Raw genomic sequence first — 15,556 nt, forward strand, 5'->3', positions numbered from 1 at the left:
GCGGTGCGCGCGTCAGGCGGTGTGCTCGGCGGTCTGCCGGACGAACGCGTCGACGGCCTCGTCCCACGGGAGGTCGTCCGCGTCCATGCCCACGAGCTCGGCGGAGTCGCGGCCGAGGACGTCGGCGTGCATGAAGACGGTGAACCGTTCGCCGCCGACGGGCACCCAGTAGGGCTCGACGTCGTCGCCGCCCGCGGCGTCGACGTCCACGGACAGGACGCCGGGGTCGATGCGGGGTCCGCCCCGCGCGCCCACGTCGTCCAGGAAGGCGAGGATGTTCGCGAGGAACATCTCCCATTTGGCGGCTTCCTCGGTGAGCCCGGCCAGCAGCGCGTCCCAGGACGTGCTCGTCCCGTCCTCGCAGGGGGCCCAGCGGTCGCCGCCGCGCGCCGCCCGGACCGCCTCCAGCGGCACGCCGGGCATCTGGACCGACGTCTCCTCCCACCCGTCCGCGTCGCCGGGCGGTTCCGTGGAGGTGGAGAGCAGGAAGGTGCGCCGCGCGGATCCGTCCATGGCGCGGAAGTCGTCCTCGACCAGGACGTTTCCGCGCCAGCCGATGTGCGCGAGTGCGGAGCGGAGCGCGGCTTCGAGTTCACTGCGCAGCGCCTCGATGTTGGCGCGCGCGTGCTGCTCGACCGCCTCCGGGTCGTTGACGATGCCGTCGAAATCCTGATCCATGCGCGAGAGTGTGCCATCGCCGTCCGTCAGACCCGGCCGCGTCACAGGCCGCTGCCGAGGACGTACCAGACGACGTACACGACGACGCCCGCGGCGACGCCCAGGCCCAGGAAGAAGCCGATGGTCTCCCAGGCGTCCGCGTCGGGGCGCATCAGGACGCGGCGCAGCGCGAAACCGATCAGGAACAGGCCGGCCGCGGCCATGCCGCCCGCGCTGACGAGCAACTCGGTGATGTTGGCGCGCCCGGTGTCGTCGGAGCGCGCGATGGCCGGATCGCCCAGCGGGCCGCCCGACGGCGGCACGTAGCGGGCGGGGAAGGAGTCGCCCACGTCGAGTCCCCCGGACTGGTGCCCGTTGTCGGGCGAGACGACCGTCCCCCATGAGCGGCCGTCATCGGCACGGAAGGAGCGCCGGCAGTGCTTCCTTCCCCGGCTGTCCCTCTCGCAGCTTTCCAGCGTGTAGGTGCCCTGTACGCCGTCGTTGAGGGCCCTCTTGGCCGTCAGGGCGGGCGCGGCGCAGATGCTCCAGCCCATGACCATGAGCACCACTCCGCCGACCGCGGCGCCCACGATCCTTTTCCACTCGTGCTCCTGCAGTTCGCGCAAGGCCGTCCCTTCGTCGGATCTTGGACGCCGTCCCACCCGTCCCTGTTCCAGGGCACCGCGACGCTGATGTCGCTTTTCCGCCCGTGGACGCCCTCCGTGTCGTTATCCGACGCCGTCCGGGGCGCCGAGTTCGCCGACCGCATGGGGCCGCTCGGGGACGGCGTGGGCGACGACGAGCTTGAGCAGCAGGACGACCGGGAGCCACGCGAGCCCGTCGGGTGCGGGGATCGCGGGGGCGAGCATCGCCCCGGTGAGGACGACCAGCAGCGCGACCGGACGGGCGAGGCGGCGGGGCGCGCGGACGACGAGGACGACCCCGGCGAGGGCCCACGCGTACCACAGCGGCCCCCACCACCACGCGGCGCCGAAGAGCGCTCCGACGATGATCGGCTGAACGTGAGCGGCGGCGAAGCCGATCTCGTTGTGGAGGAAGCGGTTCACGCGGGTGGGCGGCAGCGGCAGGGGCCCGTGGTAGAAGCGCTTCGCGGAGTCGAGGCCGTTGGCGACGACGCCGCCCGCGAGGTCGTACGCGACCGCCGCGGCGACGGCGAGCCGCCACCACGACCAGCCGGCGTCGAGGCCGAGCCCGAGGGACGCGGCGACGCCGAAGGCGCCCGCGAGGTGCGCGAGGGCGCGCTCGCCGCGGGTCGAGCCGACGCCGAAGAACCAGCCGGGTTTCACGCGGGGCCCTCCCCGTGGCCGGCCGCGGCCTCGGTGGTCCAGCGGGCGAGGCCCTCGCGGGACAGCGGGTCGGTGCCGAGGACGTCCGCGATCCGGTGCCGCAGCAGGAGCACCGCGAGGTCGTTGACCAGGAGGAACGTGGCGCGTTCGGCGGTCGGCGCGTGCCGCCGGGCCGCCTCGAACAGGAGGCGGAACAGGCGGGCGCCGGCGGGGTCGTCGCCGGGCAGCAGCCGCGCGAGGTAGGCGGGCACGGGGGAGCCGGGCGGCAGCCGGCGCAGCAGCGCGTCCGCGAGCGGCGCGGTGCCGCCGTCCGCCGGGTCCGGGTGGGCGGCGAGCTCGCCGAAGATCTCCTCCAGCAGGTCCGCCACGTGCCGGTCGACGGCCTCGCGGAGCGCGTCCTTCGACCCGAAGTGGTGGATGACCAGGGCGGCGGAGACGCCCGCGGCCGCCCCGATCCGGCGGACGGTGACCCGGTCGGGGCCGTCGAGGGCGAAGAGGCGCAGGGCCTCGTCGCGGATGGCGGCCCGGGCGGTGCGATCGTCGGCTGAACACATGTTCAAGATGCTAAACACTTGTTTAGCCGGCGCGCAACGCTGATGTCGGTTTTCCGCTAGTGGACGCCCGTGGCCGTCGACGATGCTGGGGAGCATGCACGAGGACGTGGAGAGGTGCGTGCGCGCCGTCCGATCGAGGGACGCCCGGTTCGACGGGTGGTTCTTCACCGGGGTGCTGACGACGGGGATCTACTGCCGGCCGAGCTGCCCGGCCGTGCCGCCGAAGCCCGAGAACATGCGGTTCTACCCGAGCGCGGCGGCGGCGCAGCAGGCCGGGTTCCGGGCGTGCAAGCGGTGCCGCCCGGACGCCAGCCCCGGCTCGCCCGAGTGGAACCACCGGGCGGACGTCGTCGCCCGCGCCATGCGGCTCATCGCGGACGGCGCCGTCGACCGCGAGGGCGTCCCCGGCCTCGCGCGGAGGCTCGGCTACAGCACGCGGCAGATCGAGCGGCAGCTCAACGCCGAACTCGGCGCCGGGCCCCTCGCGCTGGCGCGCGCGCAGCGCGCCCAGACCGCGCGGCTGCTGATCGAGACGACGCCGCTGCCGATGGGCGACGTCGCGTTCGCCGCCGGGTTCGCGAGCATCCGCGCGTTCAACGACACCGTCCGGGAGGTGTTCGCGCTCACGCCCACCGAGCTGCGCGACCGGGTCGCGAAGGGCCACCCGCCGGCCGGGTCCGGCACCCTGGCGTTCCGGCTGCCGTTCCGGGCCCCGCTGTGCCCCGACAACCTGTTCGGGCACCTGGCGGCGACGGCGGTGCCCGGGGTCGAGGAGTGGCGGGACGGCGCGTTCCGCCGGGCGCTCCGGCTGCCGCACGGGCACGGCGTCGCGTCGCTGCGCCCGCACCCCGAGTACGTCGCCTGCACGCTCGCGCTCACCGACCTGCGCGACCTCACCATCGCGATCAGCCGGTGCCGGTGGCTGCTCGACCTCGACGCCGACCCGGTCGCCGTCGACGACCAGCTCGGCGCCGACCCGGCCCTCGCGCCGCTCGTCCGCAAGGCGCCGGGGCGGCGGGTGCCGCGCGCCGCGGACGGCCCCGAGTTCGCCGTCCGGGCCGTCCTCGGGCAGCAGGTGTCGGTCGCGGCGGCCCGGACGCACGCGGCGCGGCTCGTCGTCGCCCACGGGGAGCCGATCGACGACCCGCTCGGCGCCGGGGGCGGGCTGACGCACCTGTTCCCGACGCCCGAGGCGCTCGCGGGCCTCGACCCGGAGACCCTCGCGTTCCCCCGGTCCCGCCGCGCCACCCTGGCGGCCCTCGTGGACGCCCTCGCGCAGGACGCCATCGACCTGAGCGTCGGGAGCGACTGGGAATCGGCCCGCGCGCGCTTGGCGGCACTCCCCGGTTTCGGACCGTGGACGATCGAGACCATCGCCATGCGCGCGCTGGGCGACCCCGACGCGTTCATCCCCGGCGACCTCGGCGTCCGCACGGCGGCCCGCATGCTCGGCCTCCCGCACACCCCGGCCGCCCTCACCCGCCGCGCCGAAGCGTGGCGACCGTGGCGCGCCTACGCCGTCCAGTACCTGTGGGCGACCGGCGACCACGCCATCAACTACCTGCCCGCCTCTTAGGAGAATCGCCATGCGGACAACGCACACGGTTTTGGAAAGCGCAGTGGGGCCGCTCACGGCGGTGGTCACCGACGGCGCCCTGTCCGGCCTCTACATGCAGGACCAGCGGCACCGCCCCGCCCAGGACACGTTCGGTCTCCCCGCGGACGACCCGGACGAGAAGCCGTTCGCGCAAGTCGCGGAACAGCTCGACGCCTACTTCGCCGGGGACCTCACCGAGTTCGACGTGCCGCTCGCACTGAACGGCACCCCGTTCCAGCGGCGCGTCTGGGACGCGCTCCGGCACATCCCCTACGGGGAGACCGTCACCTACGGCGAGCTGGCGCTCGACATCGGCAGCCCCACCGCCTCCCGCGCCGTCGGCCTCGCCAACGGCAAGAACCCGATCAGCGTGATCGTCCCGTGCCACCGGGTCGTCGGTTCGAACGGCGACCTCACCGGGTACGGCGGGGGCATCGAGCGCAAGCGGTACCTGCTGGAGTTCGAACGCACCGTGCGGCACGGCGCCGCCCCCGCGCTCTTCTAGGCCCGGACGAACTGTCGGAGCCCTCGGATAACGTGCGGGCACGGGCCGGACGTCCGGTCCGTGCGGTATCGAAAGGCCAGGTCAGATGGAGTTCCGAGTCGACCGGCACACGCTCGCCGAGGCCGTCGCGTGGGCCGCGCGGACGCTGCCGTCCCGTCCCGCCGTGCCGGTCCTCGCGGGGATGCTGATCGAAGCCGGCGAGGACGGGATCGCCCTCGCCGGGTTCGACTACGAGGTGTCGGCGCGCGCCCGGATCGACGCGGAGACCGCCGAGCCGGGCCGGGTCCTCGTCCCGGGCCGGCTGCTGTCCGACATCGTCAAGAACCTCCCCGCCCAGCCCGTGGAGGTCTCCACGAAGGGCTCCGAGGTCGTCGTCCGGTGCGGGCCCGCCGAGTTCGGGCTCCTCACGATGCCCGTCGAGGACTACCCCACCCTCCCCGAGCCGCCCGCCCGCGCCGGCACCCTGCCCGGCGCCCTGTTCGCGGAGGCCGTCGCCCAGGTCGTCCCGGCCGCCGGCCGCGACGACACCCTCCCGATGCTGACCGGCGCCCGCATCGACATCGAGGGCGACACGATGTGGCTCGCCTGCACCGACCGGTACCGCATCGCCGCCCGCGAACTGACCTGGTCGCCCGCCGACCCGGGCTTCACCGCGGGCGTCGTCGTCCCGGCCCGCACCCTCGCCGACACCGCCCGGGCCATCCGGCAGGGCGACGAGGTCGCGATCGACCTCGGCGGCTCCGGCGAGGCCCTCATCGGCATCTCCGGCGCCGGCCGCACCATGACCAGCCGCCTCCTCGACGACCAGTACATCAACTACCGGGCCCGGCTCACCGGCGAGTGGACGTCCACCGCCCGCGTCCGCACGGCCCCGTTCGTCGAGGCGATCAAGCGGGCCGCGCTCGTCACCGACCGGGGCACGCCCGTCCGGCTGGCGTTCACGCCCGGCGAGGTGCGGATCCGCGCCGCCGCGGGCGACTCGGCCCGCGCCAACGAGGCCCTCGGCGCCGAACTCGACGGCGACGAGATCGACATCGCGTTCAGCCCCCAGTACCTCCTGGACGCCCTCGCCGGAATCCACACCGAGTGGACGCGCGTCGAGTGCACGGGCCCGACGAAGGCCGCGCTGATCACCGGGATCCCCGACGAGGAGGACGCCGCCGACCGCGACACCGGCTTCCGGTACCTCGCGATGCCGGTCCGGCTCACGTCCTGACCTAGAGGTCCAGCACCGCCAGGACGAACCGGACGTCCCGGTCGCCGGCGTTCGCGTACGAGTGCGGCCGGTCGCCGACGAACACGGCGGCCGCGCCCGCCTCGACGAGGTCGGTGCGCCCGTCCACGCCCAGCGTCAGCACGCCGTCCTCCACGTAGACGATCTCCTTGGTGCCGGGCACGTGCGGGTCGCTCTCCCGGGTCTCGCCCGGCCGCAGCTCCCAGCGCCACAGCTCCAGCGACGGCCGCGGGTCGCTGCCCGCCAGCAGCGTGCCGCGCCCGCCGTGCGCGCCCTCCCACAGCACCACGTGCCGCTCCGGCGGGAACATCCGCACCGGCGGCTCCTCCTCGACCTGCACCAGCCGGGTCAGCGGGACGCCGAGCGCGTCGGAGATGCGGATCAGCGTCCCCAGGTTCGGGTTGCCGCGCCCCTGCTCCAGCCCCACGAGGACGCCCTTGCTGACGCCCGCCCGCCCGGCCAGCTCGTCCAGGCTCCAGCCGTGCCCGGCCCGCAGCGCCCGGACCGTCCGCGCCACGGCCTCGCCGATCGCGCCCTGTTCGCCCACGCATTCCTCCTCAACGCGGACACCAGGATGCCACCGACCCGTCCGGTCGGTATGATGCACTGTCGAGTTCATCGAAATGACCGGAGGAAGGGCATGCTGGAGCGGATCACCGTGGACGAGGCCGTACGGGAGCTGCGGCCCGACTTCGCCGTCCTCGCCGTCACCGCGGAGGGACTCGCGAACGGGCCGGGCGACGCCGCCTCGGCCGACCTGCTCGCCCGCGCCGCGGACCGCGCCGACGCCGCGCACCCGCACGTCGAGGCGTGGCGCGAGGCGTACCGGGCGTTCGGCGCGAAGCCCAAGCGCACCCGCCCGTCCGTCGACGCCCTCATGCGCCGCGCCGTCCCGTCCATCAACCGGGTCGTGGACGCCTACAACGCGGTCAGCGTCGAGCACGCGCTGCCGATCGGCGGCGAGGACCTCGACGCCTACCGCGGCCCCGCCCGCCTCGTCCGCGCCGCCGGCGACGAACCCTTCGACGTCGTCGCGTCCGGCGAACCGGCCGTCGAGCACCCCGAGCCGGGCGAGGTCGTCTGGCGGGACGACGCGGGCGTCACCTGCCGCCGCTGGAACTGGCGGCAGTGCGTCCGCACCCGCATCACCGAGGACACCAAGAACGCCCTGTTCCTCCTGGAACGCCTCGAACCGTACCCCCTCGACGACCTGCACGCCGCCGCCGACGTCCTCGCCGCCCGCCTCCGCGAGATCTCCCCGGACGTCCGGATCGCCACCCGCCTCCTCGCATGGTGACGGTCCTCGCCCTCGGCGCCGCCCTCGCCTACGGCGTCGCCGACTTCCTCGGCGGCGCCGTCTCCCGCCGCGCCACCGCCCTCCAGGCGCTGCTGTGGTGCGTCCCCGTCGGCTTCGCCGTCGTCCTCACCGCCGCGCTGGTCGACGGCGGCGCGCCCACCGCGCCGTCCCTCGCCCGGGGGTTCGGCGCGGGCCTCGCCGGCGGCACCGGCCTCATCACCTTCTACGGCGCGCTCGCCCGCGGCCCGATGAGCGTCGTCGCGCCCGTCTCGGCCCTCGCCGCCGCGATCCTCCCCGTCGCCTTCGGCGTCCTGCGCGGCGAACGGCTCGGCGCCACGGTCGTCGCGGGCGTCCTGCTGTGCCTCGTCGCCATCGGCATGGTCAGCATGGAGCGGGACGCCGAGGCGCCCGCCGAGCGCCGCCTCACCGACTCGGGCCCCCTCATGGCGGCCGTCTCCGGCGTCTGCTTCGGCGTCTTCTTCACCGTCCTCGGCGCGGCGGGCGAGGACGGCGGGCTCTGGCCGATCGTCGGCTCCCGCGTCGGCAACCTCGCGGTCGTCCTGACGGCCGTCGCCGTCACCCTCCGCCTGCGCGGCGGGAACCTCGGCCCCCGCGTGTCCGGCCGCGCGCTCATCGCCCTCGCGCTGCTGTCCGGCACCCTCGACGCGGGCGCGAACGTCCTGTTCGTCGTCGCCACGCAGCAGGGCCTGCTCAGCCTCGCGGCCGTCCTGACGTCCCTCTACCCGGCGATCACCGTCCTGCTCGCCCGCGTCGCCTACAGCGAGCGCCTCCGCGCCGTCCAGCGCGTCGGCCTCGCCGTCGCCGCCACCGGCGTCGTCCTGGTGACCGCGGGCGGATAGTGGAATAGATTATTCCGTTCTGCTAGAATGGGGGTCCTGAACAGCGGGGCGAAGGGGCGGAAGATGAACCGGAAGAGCGAGTGGACGATCCTGGACGAGGCGCACGAGCTCCTGCGGGCGGCCGTCCGCGGCGTCCCCGCCGGGGACATGGGCAAGCCGACCCCCTGCGCGGAATGGACCGTCGCCCAGGTGCTCCAGCACGCCGTCGGCGACCAGCTCGCCTACGCCGCCGCCATCACCGGCGGCCCCGGACCCGAGGAGAACCCGTTCACCCCGTCCGGGACCCTCTCCGCGGCCCCGGAGGCCCTGGTGGACGCCGCCGTCCGCGCCGCCGCCGACGCGTGGGCGACCGTCGGCAAGGACGCGCGGGACGTCGCCGTCCCGATGCCGCCCAACACGATGACCGCCGAGACCGGCGCCGGAGCCTGCGCGCTGGACGCCGCCGTCCACGCCTGGGACATCGCCGTCGCCACCGGCCAGGGATCCCCCCTCGTCGGCACCCTCGCCCGCGCGCTCCTGCCGGTCGCCCGGACGGTCGTGATCCAGCCCCTCCGCGACTACGGCGCCTTCGGGCCCGTCCTCGCCGACCGTCCGGGCGACGACGACGTCGCGACGCTGCTCCGCTTCCTCGGCCGCGACCCCGAGCACCCCGTCGCGTCCGCCTGACGGCCGCCGACTGGCAGACACTCGTGTCTGCCAGTCGGCGCGAGTGCCTTCTCCTCACCGTCCCGCCCCGATAGGTTCCGATCATGGGCTGGGACGGTGACGGGGTACTGGCGGGGCGGTACCGGAGGCTCGGCCGGATCGGCCAGGGCGGCATGGGCGCGGTGTGGCACGCCCGCGACCTCGACCTCGACCGCGACGTCGCCGTCAAGGAGCTCCGCGTACCCGACCAGGTCACCGACCAGGAACGGGACGTCTGGTACGCGCGGATGGAACGCGAGGCCCGCGCCGCCGCACGCCTCCGGCACCCCGGCATCGTCACCGTCCACGACCGGGTGATGGGCGACGACGGCCGCCCCTGGATCGTCATGGAGCTGGTCCGCGGCCGCTCCCTCGAAGACCTCCTGGCCGAACAGACCGCGCTGCCCCCGCACCGGGTCGCCGCGATCGGCCTCGCGATGCTGGACGCCCTCACGGCGGCCCACGCCCAAGGCGTCGTCCACCGCGACGTCAAGCCCGCGAACGTGCTCCTCGAAGGCGACCGGGTCCTCCTCACCGACTTCGGCATCGCCGCCCTGGAGGGCGACGTCACCATCACCCGCTCGGGCGCGGTGCTGGGCACGCCCGCCTACATGTCCCCCGAGCAGGTGCGGGGCGGCGCCGTCACCCCGGCCTCCGACCTGTGGTCCCTGGCCGCCACCCTCTACACGGCGGTCGAGGGCCGCCGCCCGTTCGACGGCCCCGGCCACGGCGCCGTCTTCGTCGCCATCGCCACCGCCCGGCACGCCCCGCCAAGCTGCGGCGGCCCGCTGGCCCGGGTCCTCGACGGCCTCCTGCGCAAGGACCCGTCCGACCGCCTGTCACCCGCCGAAGCCCGCGACCTGCTCCAAGCCGCCCTGGCTCCGAGCGGCACCGCGACCGTCCCCGAACGGCCCGCCCGCGACCGTCCGCCGCCCACCGCGCTCCTCGACCCGCCCGCGGACGGCCGGAACCTGCGAACGACCCTCGTCAGAGCCGCGCTCCTGAGCACCGCGGTCGCCGTCCTGGCCTTCCTGGGCGGGCCGTGGATGAGACCCCACGAGGACCCTCTCGTCGAGGAGTACTGGCGGGCATCCGCCTTCCTGCTGGTGCCCGTGTTTGCGGCGTTCGTCCTCCTATGCGGGGCGTGGTTCCTGCCGCACAGACCGGCGCTCGTCCTCACCCTCATCGCCGCGATCCTCGGTGGCCTTCAAGTGGGAACCCTCAGCCTGTACACGCACCGATACTCCGGCGACCTCCCGGTCATCGAACCCCAAACCGGACTCCATGTCTTCTGGGTGCTGAGCGCACTCGCGATCATGCTCGCCTGCACCGCCGTGAACCCGACACTCGCCGGACGGGTGCGGGTTCCACACGTCCGGGGCGGCCTGCTCGCCGCGGCCGTGCTCGTCGAAGGCATCGTGGCCCTGCTCTGGGTCGTCCCGCTCTACGAGGCGGCAGGGTCGGGCCTGGACCTGGACTCGGACCACAACGCCCCCCTCATCCTCCCTCTCATGCTCCTGGGCGTCATCTGGCTCGGCGTGCAGCCGTTCACCTTGTCGAGCAAGGTCAGGGCCGGGTTCTCCCGCCGCTGACGTCACCACCAGTCCGGGGGCGGGACGGCACGCCGAAAGCCACCGGGCGCGTCCGTCTCGACGGCGAGCCCCGGACGCGCCAGGACGTCGAGGTCGAGGACCGCGAACAGGCTCAGCGGAACACCACCGCACTCCGGCCACGCCGTCCCGGGGTCGAGCATCGCCCGCCCCCCGAACCGGCAGTGCTCCGAACCGCTCAACACAGAACTCACGCAACGCCACGCGTCCCGCCCGGCCCGCTCCAGCGAACCGAGAAGCCGGTGGACGAACTCCGCACGGGCGGCGGGCCGACGCACCGTGTCCCCGACACGGACACTGGCGTTCACGAAGCCACCGCGCAGCCAGGATTTGGATACCCGACCATCCTGCCCCGCCGACGACGGGTGCCCCGAGCGTCGAGTCCGCGCCTCAAGCGCGGAGGGAGTCGATCAGGGTGTCGACGGCGGCGAGCGCGGTGCTCGTGTCGAGTCCGGTGCGGGACACCAGGGACAGGCCCTGGACGGTGAACAGCAGCAACTGGGCCTGGGCCTCCGGGGCGGCGTCCCGGGTGACCTCGCCGGTGGCCTGCGCGCGCCGCAGCGCGTCGGCGACGATGCCGGTGAAACGGGTGTGCGAGCGGGCCACGATCTCACCGGCCTCGGCGTCCTCCGGGACCAGTTCCGCGGTCGTGTTGCCGATCATGCACCCTCGCGGAACGCCGACGTCGGAGGCGTACTCGTGCGCCCGGGCCGGGGTCGCGAGCACCTCGCGCAACGCCGGCAGCACCGGCCCGTCCTCCAGCGCCGCGACCAGCCGCCGCTCGTAGGTGTCCCAGTAGAGCCGGACCGCCGCCAGGTAGAAGCTCCGCTTGTCGCCGAAGGCGCCGTACAGGCTGCCCCGCTCCACGGCCAGCGCGTCGACGAGGTCCTGGACGGAGGTCGCGCCGTAGCCCCGGGACCAGAACAGCAGGAGCGCGCGCTCCAGAGCCTGCTCCTTGTCGAACGCGCGGGGGCGCCCCGTCCGTGCCATGCCTCCAGGCTACGACTTTTTGACCGTCCGCACAAAACCCCGTACGGTGCTGCCCGAGGTACTTCTTGAACGCCCGCACAGAAGTCGGGCGCACCGCGACGACGCGCGCCTTGAGCGCGAGCGAGGAGAAAGATCGATGGGTCGTCTTGAGGAGAAGTACGCGCTGATCACCGGCGGGACGGGCGGCATCGGGTTCGAGACCGCCCGCGAGTTCCTCGCCGAGGGCGCGTCCGTCGCGATCACCGGCCGCTCGCCGGAACGGCTGGACGAGGCCGCCCGGCGGTTGGACGGTCCGCTGCTGCCCATCCGCAGCGACGCCGGCGACGTGCCCGGCCAGGCGGCCCTCGCGGCGCGGCTGCGGGACGAGTGGCCGCGGCTCGACATCGTGATGATCAACGCCGCCGACGTCACCCACCTGCCGATCGAAGCATGGACCGAAGAGGCGTTCGACAGGCTCGTCGCCACCAACCTCAAGGCGCCGTTCTTCCTGATCAGAGCCCTGCTGCCGCTCCTGTCGCAGGGAGCGTCGGTCATCCTCGTCGGCTCGGTCTCGGCTTTCATCGGGCACGAGAACGCGGCCGTCTACGGCGCCGCCAAGGCCGGCCTGCTGTCGTTGTCCCGCGGGCTGACCTATGAGCTGAGGGACCGGGGCGTCCGGGTCAACGGACTGAGCCCGGGGCCGACCGTCACCGACACGTTCAAGCCGCTCGGCCCCGAGCGCCAGGCCGCCATCTACGACGAACTCCGCCGCACGGTGCCCCTCCACCGCCTCGGTACGGCCACCGAGCTGGCGAAGGCGGCCGTCTACCTAGCCTCGGACGAGTCCGCGTACACCGCCGGCACCGTGCTGCGCGTCGACGGCGGCATCGGAGAACTCGCCTACTGACCACCCGCCTCGCGGAACCTCAGAGGTCGTGGGCGCCCGACCTGATCGCGCCGAGCAGCGCCCCGAAGGCCCCCCGGTCGAACAGCAGCTTCGGCCCGTGCGGATCGGTGGAGTCGCGCACACCGACCCCCGCCGCGATGTTGCAGGCCACCTCGACGCAGGTGTTGGCGTCCTTGCTGCGTGTGCTCTTGCGCCACCGGACGTCGGGTTCTTCAAGCAGAGTCAGCATGGATGGTCGAAGCCTCGTCTCTTCGCCGCCGCCTCGATCAGTTCGAAAGAACTTTCCGGGGTGAGTGCCGCTTCGCAAATCTTCTCGAATGCCAGCCTACAATGCTCGACTTGTTGCGGACTCTCCATATAGACGACGCCGAAGAAGCCCTCCGCATACGCCACGTCGGGATCCGCGGGCTCGGCGAACCCCAGGACGATCAGCGACCCCTCCAGGCCGCAGTGAGTCCCGACCGACTGCGGTAGCACCTGAATGGTGACGTTGCCGCGTTCCGCGTCGGAGAGGAGTCGGCGGAGCTGGTCGCGCCACACGGCGGGGCCGCCGATCGGACGGCCGAGTACGGCCTCGTCGAGGACGACGCGGAGTCGCGGGGGATCGATCTCCCGGGTGAGGATCGTCTGCCGGACCATGCGGGCCCGGATTCGGCGCTCGATGTCGTCGGACTTGCCGAGGTCGCCCGCCCTCATGATTTCCCGCGCGTAGTCCGGCGTCTGCAGAAGACCGGGGATGACCTGGGGATCCCAGTTGCCGATTTCCGATGCCGCGTCCTCCAAGGCGACGTACGGACCGTTGAGCACGTCGGTGTAGTCGGTCCACCACCCGCGCTCTTCGGCTTCGCGGGCGAGGCTCAAGATGGCTTCTCGGTCAGGGCTGCCCACGCCGTAGAGGTTGAGCATCAGTTGCACGTCGCGCTCATTGGGCTTGTTGCGTGCGCTTTCGATATGGCTGACCTTGCCCTGGCTCCACCCCAGGCGGGCGGCGGCCGCCGTCACGCCCAGCTCTGCCTGCTCCCGGAACTCTCTGAGGCTCCGCGCAAGCCGACGTGCACGGACCGAGGGGATGTACGAAGGGGACATAGTGCCAGTATCGCTCCACGTGATCACTAAACAACTCTCCGTGGCCGGATCGGGCCACGGCGTGTCGCTACTGATGCCTTGCGATCAGTAATCATTACGCACACTATGTAGCCATGACGGCGCCGAGTGTGACGGCGTCCAGGTGAAACGGCAGGTAGAGAGCGCCGCGCGGTCGGGGTGAGATGGGAACCCTGGTCCCGACCGCGCGGCTACCAACCCACAAGGGAGGAGGTGCCGCCATGGTAGACATCCCACCGGCGGCGCGGGGCGAGGTTCGGCGCGTGGCGGCGGAGCTGGGAGACCTGTGCCCCGGCTGGTTCAGCGAGCGGGTGGACGGACGGCTCGTCGCGCGGCGGCTGGAGGCGCTGTCCGACTACCAGCGCGGGCACGGGTGCCTGGACGAGACGACGGCCGGGTCCGTCACGGAGCTGCTGCTCGTGTGCGAGGCGCAGAACACGCTCGCCGAACGGATCGCGGTCGCGGAGACGACGGCGCGCGGCGTCCCCGGGGCGCGGGCGTGACCGCCGCCGTCCGGACGGTGCGGGCCGCGCCCTGGCACTGGGACGACCCCGAGGCGGTGCTCGCCGAGGTGCGGCGCGTGCTGCCGGGCGCGGTGGCGTGGGCGGGCGAGTACACCGGCTCGTTCTGGCTCCTCCGCAGCGACCGCCTGGAGGAGTTCGCGGACGGACGCGCGCTGCTCGCCCGCGTCCGCGGACTCGCCGTTCCCTGGCCGCCGCCACCGGCCCCGAAGGCCCGCCGGACGGACGTCCGGCACGGTGCGGCGACCAGGCCGCCGAACCGGAGGCCCGCCGCGCCGCCGCGACGCGTCCCCGCGCGGCGCCGGGACGTCGACCCGTTCTTCCCGCCGCCCAACCTGGTTCGCCGATTCCTCGGCAGATGCGGCGCGCTTCTCGGCCGAGTGGACGCGGCCCGCTGAGCGCGCCGTCCCTGGTCACCGCAGGGATTCAGGCTGCTGCCATGTCACCGGCTCTTGGGGGGCGTCCGGCGCCGTCCACGGGCGCGGACGCGTGCGCTTCTTCAGCGGCAACCCCACGCGGGCGGACTTCGACGACCTCGCCCGCCATGTGGTCGAGGGCAAGCTGAGTCCCGCGGTGGACGCAGTCTTCCCCTGGAGGAGACAGCGGCGGCGCACCGGGCGCTGGAGGCGGGCGGCGTCCGGGGCAAGTACGTGGTCGAGGTCGCGTAGACCCCTGGGAAGGTGCGCGGGGCTTGTCCCCCGTGAGAGCTACCCGGGAATGTCCGCTGAGCGGTGACGATTCGTGGGGTGCCGATTCCGTAGCGTTCTTCTCGTCGCCACGGACACCGCGCCGAGGCGCGAGGCAGACCCCCGCTCCCGCTATGGAGGACCACGATGTTCCGCACCGTCAAGACCGCTGCTCTGACCGCCCTCTCCGCCGCTGTGCTCGGCGCCGGGCTCGTCGGCTGCGACGGTGAGGACCTGGAGAACTGGGACCCGCTGGCCGCGAGCCCGAAGGCGGAGGCCGCGACGTTCACGGGCGACGAGAAGCTCGACGTGGACGGCAAGTCGGTGAACGTGTCGTGCTCCGGTGAGCTCGCGGACGGCAAGCCGGTCGTGGTCCTCCTGCACGGTGCGGGCGACGGTGTGGACAAGCTGGCCGCGCTGCAGAAGTCGGTGAGCGCCGAGTACCGGGTGTGCTCCTACGACCGGCTCGGGTCGGGCGCGAGCGCCAAGCCGGACGGGCCGCAGAGCTTCGACAGCACCGGGAAGGTGCTGACCGGGGTGCTCGACCAGGTCGCCGGCGACCGTCCGGTGGTGCTGGCGGGGCACTCGCTGGGCGGACTGATCGCCGCCCGGTACGCCCCCGACCACACCGACCGGGTGAAGGGCCTGGTCCTGATGGACGCCACGCCGGCGATGATGACCACCGACGTCAGCAGGATCATCCCCGAGTCGGCGACGGGCCCGGCGGCGGAGCTGCGCGCCCAGAACATCGCGGTCGCGCAGGGGCAGAACCCCGAGCAGCTCGTGATGAAGGACGGGCCGGTGAAGTCCGCCGGGAGCATCCCCGTCGAGGTGATCAAGCACGGGCAGCCGTACCTGGCGGCCGTCCCCCAGTACGGCCAGGGCCTTGAGGACGCGTGGACGGCGGGCCAGAAGAAGTGGCTGGAGCTGTCGAGCGCGAGCAAGCTGACCGTCGCCGAGAAGAGCGGCCACTACGTGTACGTGGACCAGCCGGACGTCGCCGTCAAGGCGATCGGGGGCGTCGCGGAGAAGGCCGCGGCCGCCTGACGGCACGAACGGCGAAG

At 73.5% G+C, this 15,556-nt stretch carries 20 protein-coding genes; 11 read left to right on the plus strand and 9 right to left on the minus strand.

Annotation, left to right across the window (positions count from 1 at the left end; genetic code table 11):
- Window positions 1-12: 12 nt before the first annotated feature.
- The 4 genes from DMH08_RS40170 to DMH08_RS42635 form a co-directional block, all read right to left on the minus strand.
- Window positions 13-678, minus strand: coding sequence for a hypothetical protein (locus tag DMH08_RS40170; RefSeq protein WP_158642331.1), 666 nt, complete (start codon window positions 676-678; stop codon window positions 13-15).
- Between the two features lie 41 nt (window positions 679-719).
- Window positions 720-1,283, minus strand: coding sequence for a hypothetical protein (locus DMH08_RS16810; RefSeq protein WP_125615589.1), 564 nt, complete (start codon window positions 1,281-1,283; stop codon window positions 720-722).
- Window positions 1,284-1,385: 102 nt separating this feature from the next.
- Window positions 1,386-1,964: a hypothetical protein gene (locus DMH08_RS16815; protein ID WP_125615592.1), complete on the minus strand. Its 579-nt coding sequence runs from the start codon at window positions 1,962-1,964 to the stop codon at window positions 1,386-1,388.
- Entirely contained in the window at window positions 1,961-2,518 is a 558-nt protein-coding gene (locus tag DMH08_RS42635) for a TetR/AcrR family transcriptional regulator (RefSeq protein ID WP_125615595.1), read from the minus strand. The genes DMH08_RS16815 and DMH08_RS42635 overlap by 4 nt, the downstream gene beginning before the upstream one ends.
- A 94-nt stretch (window positions 2,519-2,612) precedes the next feature.
- Here DMH08_RS42635 and DMH08_RS16825 point away from each other — a divergent pair, with 94 nt between their 5' ends.
- The 3 genes from DMH08_RS16825 to dnaN all read left to right on the plus strand — a co-directional run bounded on the left by DMH08_RS16825 (window position 2,613) and on the right by dnaN (window position 5,836).
- Window positions 2,613-4,094 carry a DNA-3-methyladenine glycosylase 2 family protein gene (locus DMH08_RS16825; RefSeq protein WP_125615598.1) on the plus strand — a complete coding sequence of 494 codons (1,482 nt, stop codon included), beginning with the start codon at window positions 2,613-2,615 and terminating at the stop codon, window positions 4,092-4,094.
- 10 nt (window positions 4,095-4,104) lie between these two features.
- A complete protein-coding gene (locus tag DMH08_RS16830; RefSeq protein ID WP_125615602.1) occupies window positions 4,105-4,620 on the plus strand; it encodes a methylated-DNA--[protein]-cysteine S-methyltransferase in 516 nt (171 codons plus the stop codon).
- Window positions 4,621-4,705: 85 nt separating this feature from the next.
- Window positions 4,706-5,836: a DNA polymerase III subunit beta gene (gene dnaN / locus DMH08_RS16835; RefSeq protein ID WP_026403938.1), complete on the plus strand. Its 1,131-nt coding sequence runs from the start codon at window positions 4,706-4,708 to the stop codon at window positions 5,834-5,836.
- 1 nt (window position 5,837) lies between these two features.
- Here dnaN and DMH08_RS16840 read toward each other — a convergent pair whose 3' ends face one another.
- Window positions 5,838-6,401, minus strand: coding sequence for a helix-turn-helix domain-containing protein (locus DMH08_RS16840; protein WP_026403937.1), 564 nt, complete (start codon window positions 6,399-6,401; stop codon window positions 5,838-5,840).
- A gap of 93 nt (window positions 6,402-6,494) precedes the next feature.
- Between DMH08_RS16840 and DMH08_RS16845 the strand changes: the two genes are divergently transcribed.
- From DMH08_RS16845 to DMH08_RS16860, 4 genes are all read left to right on the plus strand, one after another.
- Complete coding sequence (locus tag DMH08_RS16845; RefSeq protein ID WP_026403936.1) at window positions 6,495-7,151, plus strand: B3/B4 domain-containing protein; 657 nt, start codon at window positions 6,495-6,497, stop codon at window positions 7,149-7,151.
- Window positions 7,145-8,011, plus strand: a complete 867-nt coding sequence (locus tag DMH08_RS16850) for an EamA family transporter (RefSeq protein ID WP_125615605.1) — start codon at window positions 7,145-7,147, stop codon at window positions 8,009-8,011. Before DMH08_RS16845 ends, DMH08_RS16850 begins: the two co-directional genes overlap by 7 nt.
- A 63-nt stretch (window positions 8,012-8,074) precedes the next feature.
- Window positions 8,075-8,677 (plus strand): TIGR03086 family metal-binding protein, encoded by a 603-nt coding sequence (locus DMH08_RS16855; RefSeq protein WP_125615608.1) that lies wholly within the window; start codon window positions 8,075-8,077, stop codon window positions 8,675-8,677.
- 83 nt (window positions 8,678-8,760) lie between these two features.
- Window positions 8,761-10,287: a serine/threonine-protein kinase gene (locus DMH08_RS16860; RefSeq protein WP_125615611.1), complete on the plus strand. Its 1,527-nt coding sequence runs from the start codon at window positions 8,761-8,763 to the stop codon at window positions 10,285-10,287.
- Between the two features lie 2 nt (window positions 10,288-10,289).
- Here DMH08_RS16860 and DMH08_RS16865 read toward each other — a convergent pair whose 3' ends face one another.
- Together DMH08_RS16865 and DMH08_RS16875 are read right to left on the minus strand one after the other, a co-directional pair.
- Window positions 10,290-10,487, minus strand: coding sequence for a hypothetical protein (locus DMH08_RS16865; RefSeq protein WP_125615614.1), 198 nt, complete (start codon window positions 10,485-10,487; stop codon window positions 10,290-10,292).
- Window positions 10,488-10,695: 208 nt separating this feature from the next.
- Window positions 10,696-11,295 (minus strand): TetR/AcrR family transcriptional regulator, encoded by a 600-nt coding sequence (locus DMH08_RS16875; protein ID WP_125615617.1) that lies wholly within the window; start codon window positions 11,293-11,295, stop codon window positions 10,696-10,698.
- A 136-nt stretch (window positions 11,296-11,431) separates the two neighbouring features.
- Between DMH08_RS16875 and DMH08_RS16880 the strand changes: the two genes are divergently transcribed.
- The gene (locus DMH08_RS16880; protein ID WP_026403933.1) at window positions 11,432-12,181 is read left to right on the plus strand and encodes an SDR family oxidoreductase; all 750 of its coding nucleotides are present in this window, start codon (window positions 11,432-11,434) and stop codon (window positions 12,179-12,181) included.
- Between the two features lie 19 nt (window positions 12,182-12,200).
- Here the strand turns inward: DMH08_RS16880 and DMH08_RS16885 are convergent, their stop codons facing one another.
- Together DMH08_RS16885 and DMH08_RS16890 are read right to left on the minus strand one after the other, a co-directional pair.
- Window positions 12,201-12,410 (minus strand): DUF397 domain-containing protein, encoded by a 210-nt coding sequence (locus DMH08_RS16885; protein WP_125615620.1) that lies wholly within the window; start codon window positions 12,408-12,410, stop codon window positions 12,201-12,203.
- Complete coding sequence (locus DMH08_RS16890; protein ID WP_125615623.1) at window positions 12,404-13,267, minus strand: helix-turn-helix domain-containing protein; 864 nt, start codon at window positions 13,265-13,267, stop codon at window positions 12,404-12,406. Before DMH08_RS16890 ends, DMH08_RS16885 begins: the two co-directional genes overlap by 7 nt.
- A 239-nt stretch (window positions 13,268-13,506) precedes the next feature.
- Here DMH08_RS16890 and DMH08_RS16895 point away from each other — a divergent pair, with 239 nt between their 5' ends.
- From DMH08_RS16895 to DMH08_RS16910, 3 genes are all read left to right on the plus strand, one after another.
- On the plus strand, window positions 13,507-13,788 hold the full coding sequence (locus DMH08_RS16895; RefSeq protein ID WP_125615626.1) for a hypothetical protein: 282 nt from the start codon (window positions 13,507-13,509) through the stop codon (window positions 13,786-13,788).
- Entirely contained in the window at window positions 13,785-14,204 is a 420-nt protein-coding gene (locus DMH08_RS16900) for a hypothetical protein (protein WP_125615629.1), read from the plus strand. The genes DMH08_RS16895 and DMH08_RS16900 overlap by 4 nt, the downstream gene beginning before the upstream one ends.
- Window positions 14,205-14,639: 435 nt before the next feature.
- Window positions 14,640-15,539, plus strand: coding sequence for an alpha/beta fold hydrolase (locus DMH08_RS16910; RefSeq protein ID WP_125615632.1), 900 nt, complete (start codon window positions 14,640-14,642; stop codon window positions 15,537-15,539).
- The last annotated feature ends 17 nt before the right edge of the window (window positions 15,540-15,556 follow it).

Source organism: Actinomadura sp. WAC 06369, from assembly GCF_003947565.1.
Lineage (GTDB): Bacteria > Actinomycetota > Actinomycetes > Streptosporangiales > Streptosporangiaceae > Spirillospora > Spirillospora rifamycini.